The 5,683-nt window shown below is 73.4% G+C and carries 1 protein-coding gene; it reads right to left on the bottom strand.

The genetic code is table 11. The annotated features are described in order from the left end of the window. On the bottom strand, positions 1–5,683 hold a 5,683-nt coding region (locus tag IE124_RS33805; protein WP_440862330.1), incomplete at both ends, for a non-ribosomal peptide synthetase.

Raw genomic sequence — 5,683 nt, 5'->3', positions numbered from 1 at the left:
CGCCCCGAGCCACCAGATACCGCGCCAGACGGTTCGCGTCCCGCTCCAACTCCCCGTACGAGACGCGCACATCACCGAAGACGAGCGCCGTCGACCCCGGCGACACGGCGGCCCGCTCCTCGAACAGCTCGTGAACACAGACCTCGTGCGAGCCCGAGCCGTCGGCCGAGGTGCTCCACTCGTGCAGCAGCCGGTGCCGCTCGTCGGTCTCCAGGACGTCCAGATCGCCGATCCGTGCATCCGGCGCCGCGACGGCCGCCTCCAGCAACCGCACCAGACGAGCCACCAGCGCCTCGGCACTGCCCCGGTCGAACAGGTCCACGGCGTATTCGAGGGCTCCCGTGATGCCGGAGGGGTTGCCGTCGCCGTCCCGGGTCTCGGTGAAGGCGGCCGTGAGGTCGAACTTGGCGGTCCCGTTCAGCACGGTCTCCATCCGGGCGTCGAGTCCGGGGAGTTCGAGTACCGCGTCGGCGTTGTTCTGGAGGACGAGCATCACCTGGAAGAGCGGATGCCGGGCGAGGGAGCGCGTGGGGTTGAGTTCCTCGACCAGGTGCTCGAAGGGCACGTCCTGGTGGGCGTACGCGGCGAGGTCGGTCTCACGGACCCGGGCGACGAGCTCCCGGAACGTCGGATCGCCCGAGGTGTCGGTCCGCAGCACCAGCGTGTTGACGAAGAAGCCCACGAGATCGTCCAGGGCCTCGTCCGAACGCCCGGCGACGGGCGTGCCGAGCGGGACGTCGGTCCCGGCGCCGAGCCGGGTCAGCAGGGCGACGAGTGCCGCCTGGAGGACCATGAACAGGGTGCCGCCGGAGGTACGGGCCAGGCGCAGCAGCTCCTGGTGGAGCCGCGCTTCGAGGTGGACGGGGACGGTGTCGCCGCAGTGGCTCGCGACGGCGGGCCGGGGCCGGTCCGCGGGAAGGACGAGGGTGTCGGGGACGCCGGCGAGCGCGGCCCTCCAGTGGGCCGTCTGACGGGCGAGGAGGCTGTCGGCGTCCTCCGGATCACCGAGCAGCTCGCGCTGCCACAGCGCGTAGTCCGCGTACTGGACCGGCAGCGGCGACCACTCGGGCCTGGCCCCGTCCACGCGAGCGCCGTACGCCACCGCCAGATCGCGCACCAGCGGAGCCAGCGACCAACCGTCACAAGCGATGTGATGGACCACCAGGAGAAGGACGCTCTCCCCCGCATCACCTTCAGGCGCGAACAGAGTCGCGCGCAGGGGCAGTTCGGCGGCCAGGTCAAAGGTTCGGGCGGCCTCGGCGGACAGGGTGGCCGGCAGGCCGTCCGTCCCGGTCGCCGGCAGGAGCGTCACGGCGAGGTCCGGGCGCGCCGCCTCGTGCGGCAGGATCCGCTGCTGCACGCGGCCGTTCTCCTCGGGGAAGACGGTGCGCAGGGCCTCGTGCCGGTGGACGAGGTCGGAGAGCGCGAGTGCGAGGGCGGTCCGGTCCGGCGGGCCGTCGAGGCGCAGCGCGTGGGCGACGTTGTAGGACGCGGCACCGTCCTCGGCCCGGTCGAGGAACCAGAGTCTCTGCTGGGCGTAGGACAGGGGGAGTTCGGCGGGCCGTGTGCCGGGGAGCAGCGCGGGGCGGGCCCGGTCGGCGGTGTCGAGGCGTTCGGCGAGGGTCGCTACGGTCGGGGCGCCGAAGAGGTCGCGGAGGGTGATCTCCGCGCCGAGGGCGGCGCGGACGCGGGCGGCCAGTCGGGCGGCGAGGAGCGAGTGGCCGCCCCGGTCGAAGAAGTCGTCGTCGATGCCGACGTCCGGGAGACCGAGGAGTTCGGCGAACAGCCCGCAGAGGATCTCCTCGCGCGGGGTGCGCGGGGCACGGTGGGTGGTGCCGGCCGCGAAGTCGGGGGCCGGCAGGGCGCGGCGGTCGAGCTTGCCGTTGGGCGTGAGGGGCAGGGCGTCCAGGGAGACGACCGCGGACGGCACCATGTGCGTCGGCAGGGTGCGGGAGAGGTGGGCGCGCAGTTCGGCCGGGTCGGCGGCGCCGACGACGTAGGCGACGACGTGCCGGTCCCCGGGCCGGTCCTCACGGACGACGACGGCCACGTTCGCGACGCCGGGCTGGCGGGCGGCGACGGCCTCGATCTCGCCGGGTTCGATCCGGAAGCCGCGCACCTTGACCTGGCCGTCGGCCCGGCCGGCGAACTCCAGCTCGCCGTCGGCGCTCCATCGGACGAGGTCGCCGGTGCGGTACATCCGGGCGCCGGGCGGTCCGTAGGGGTGGGCGGTGAAGCGCTCGGCGGTGAGGTCGGGGCGGTGGCGGTAGCCGTGGGCGAGGCCGTCGCCGGAGACGTACAACTCGCCTACGACGCCGGCGGGTACGGGCTGGAGGTGCTCGTCGAGGACGTGGACCTGGGTGTTGGCGAGGGGTCCGCCGACGGGGATGACGGTCCGTCCGGTGTCGTCGTCGGTGACCTGGTGGCAGTTGGTGAACACCATGGACTCGACGGGTCCGTAGCCGTGGACGAGCCGCAGGTGCGGGAAGTCCCGCCGGACGCGCAGGAGATGGGCCACGGAGGGTGCCTCGCCGCCGGTCATGACCTGGCGCAGGGTGCGGAACACCTCCGGGTGGGTGTCGGCCATGACCGCGAAGAGCCCTGCGGACAGCCAGACGGTGGTCACGTCGTGCTCGGTGACGAGGGCGGCGATAGCGGTGGGCTCGGGGCTCTGGCCGGGGGCGAGGACGCAGGTGCCGCCGTGCAGGAGGGCGGGCCACATCTCCAGGCTGAGGCCGTCCCACGAGACGGGGGCGCACTGGAGGAAGACCTCGTCGGGACCGAAGTGGATGTAGTCCTGGCCGAAGAAGGTGCGGACGGTGGCGCGGTGCGGGGAGGCGACGCCCTTCGGGCGGCCGGTGGAGCCCGAGGTGAAGAGGACGCAGGCGATGTCGTCGGCGAGGACCCGCACGTCGGGGGCCGTGGCGGGGCTCTCCTCGATCAGCCCGCGGTCGTGGGGTGCGTCGGTACGGACGACGGTGACGTCGCCGGGGAGCCGGTCGGCGAGCCGGTTGTGGCTGACGACGGTCCGGACGCCGGCCTCCTCGACGATGGAGCGGGTCCGGTCCTCGGGGTGGTCGGGGTCCAGGGGCACGTAGGCGGCGCCGCACTTGAGGGCGGCGAGGATGCCGGTGACGAGGTCGGGGCCGCGGTCGACGAGGACGCCGACGAGGTCTCCGTGGGTGACGCCGAGGCCGGTGAGGTGGTGGGCGAGGCGGTTGGCGCGGGCGTCGAGCTCCCCGTATCCGATCCGCTCGTCGCCGGAGATCACGGCGACGGCGTGCGGCGTGCGGTCGGCCTGCGCGGCGAAGAGCTCGTGCACGGTGCGGTCGCGCGGATAGTCGGCGGCGGTGTCGTTCCAGGTGGTGAGGGTGGTGCGGCGTTCGTCGGCGGAGAGGACATCGAGGGTGCCGAGCGGCCGGTCGGGGTCGGAGACGGCGGCGAGCAGGAGGCGTTCGAGGCGGGCGAGGAGCGTCCGCACGGTGTCGGTGTCGAAGAGGTCGGTGGCGAATTCGAGACCCCCGTCGAGCCCGGCGGGCGCTCCGGTGAGGTCGTGGGTCTCACTGAGGGCGAGGGAGAGGTCGAACTTGGCGTCGCTGTTCTGGACCGGCTCGGGGCGCGCGGTGGCGTCGCCGAGGCGTACATCGGTCTCCTCGGTGTTCTGGAGGACGAGCATGATCTGGAAGAGCGGGTGCCGGGTGAGCGACCGGACGGGGTTCAGCTCCTCGACGAGCCGCTCGAAGGGCACGTCCTGGTGGGCGTACGCGGCGAGGTCGGTCTCACGGACCCGGGCGACGAGCTCCCGGAACGTCGGATCGCCCGAGGTGTCGGTGCGCAGCACCAGCGTGTTGACGAAGAAGCCCACGAGGTCGTCGAGGGCCTCGTCCGTGCGGCCGGCGACGGCCGTCCCGAGCGGGATGTCGGTCCCGGCGCCGAGGCGGGTCAGCAGGGCGGCGAGGCCCGCCTGCACGACCATGAACAGGGTGGAGTGGGTCTCCCGGGCCAGTTCACGGAGGCTTCGGTGCAGCTCGGCGTCGAACCGGAAGGGCAGCAGCGCCCCTTCACTGCGGGAGTCGGCCTGCGCATCGGCGGGGCGCGGGCGGTCGGTGGGCAGGGAGAGGTGGTCGGGAAGGTCGGCCAAGGTGGCGCGCCAGTGGTCCAGTTGGCGGGCGAGGAGGCTGTCCGGGTCGGTGTCGTCGCCGAGGAGCTCGCGCTGCCAGAGGGTGTAGTCGGCGTACTGGGCCGGGAGCGTCGTCCAACGGGGTTCGTCGCCGGCGGCGCGGGCCGCGTAGGCGGTGGCCAGATCGCGCAGCAGCGGGTTCATGGACCAGCCGTCGGCGGCGATGTGGTGCATCACCAGGAGCAGCACCTGCTCGTCCGTGTCCGCAGTGAACAGGTGTGCGCGGAGCGGGAGTTCACCTGCCAGGTCGAAGCGGTGGGCGGCGGCGGAACGGAGGGTGGCGGTGAGCTCCTCGGGGGTGCGGGGCCGGTCGTCGACGACGAGGGCCGGACGGGCCTGCTCGGCCGGCACGACGGTCTGGCGGGGCAGGCCGTCGACGGCGGGGAAGCGCGTGCGCAGGGCCTCGTGCCGGCCGGCGAGGTCGCCGAGGGCGGCCTGGAGGGCCTCGGGGTCGACGGTGCCGTGGAGCCGGGCGGCAAAGGGGAGGTTGTACGCGGTGCCGCCCGCGCTGCCCTGGGCCTCGTCCAGGAACCAGAGGCGCTGCTGGGCGTACGAGAGCGGAAGCTCGTCGGGGCGCTCGAAGGGCCGCAGGGCCGGCCGGGCCCGCTCGGCGCCGTCGAGGCGGCGGGCGAGAGCGGCCACGGTGGGTGCCTGGAAGAGGTCGCGGATACCGGCCTCGACGCCGAGGGCGGGACGGATGCGGCCGATCAGGCGGGCGGCGAGGAGGGAGTGTCCGCCGAGGTGGAAGAAGTCGTCGTCCACTCCGACGTCCGGGATCCCGAGGACGTCGGCGAAGAGGCCACAGAGCACCTCCTCGCGCGGAGTGCGCGGGGCACGGCCCCCGGATGTCGAGCTGACGTCGGGGGCGGGCAGGGCCTTGCGGTCGAGTTTGCCGTTCGGGGTGAGCGGCAGGGCGTCGAGGACGACGACGGCGGAGGGGACCAGGTGCTCGGGGAGCCGGTCGGCGGCATGGGACCGCAGCTCGTCGGGAGACGTCAGCGCGTCGAGGACGACGTAGGCGACCAGGCGCTTGTCACCCGGCCGGTCCTCCCGGACCACGACCGCCGCCTGCCGGACGGCACCGTGGCGCATCAGCACGGCCTGGACCTCACCCGGCTCGACCCGGAAGCCCCGGATCTTCACCTGACCGTCCGCACGCCCCAGGAACTCCAGGACGCCGTCCGCCCGCCAACGCACCAGATCACCGGTCCGGTAGACCCGCTCACCGGGAGCCCCGTACGGGTGGGCGATGAACCGCTCGGCCGTCAGCCCGGGCTGACCCACATAGCCCCGGGCCAGACCCGCACCCGCCATGTACAGCTCACCGACGACACCGACCGGAACCGGACGCAGCCGCTCATCGAGCACATACACACCCTTGCCGGCCACCGGCCTGCCCACCGGGATCGAAGCACCAGTGGTGTCCCGCTCCTCGACCGTGTGGCAGCAGGTGAAGATCATCGACTCGACCGGCGAGTACCCGTTCACCAACCGCAGCCCCGG

Source organism: Streptomyces narbonensis, assembly GCF_014649015.1.
GTDB lineage: Bacteria > Actinomycetota > Actinomycetes > Streptomycetales > Streptomycetaceae > Streptomyces > Streptomyces narbonensis.
The sequence above is the reverse complement of the archived record's forward strand: the minus strand, read 5'-3'. Positions and strand labels throughout refer to the sequence as shown.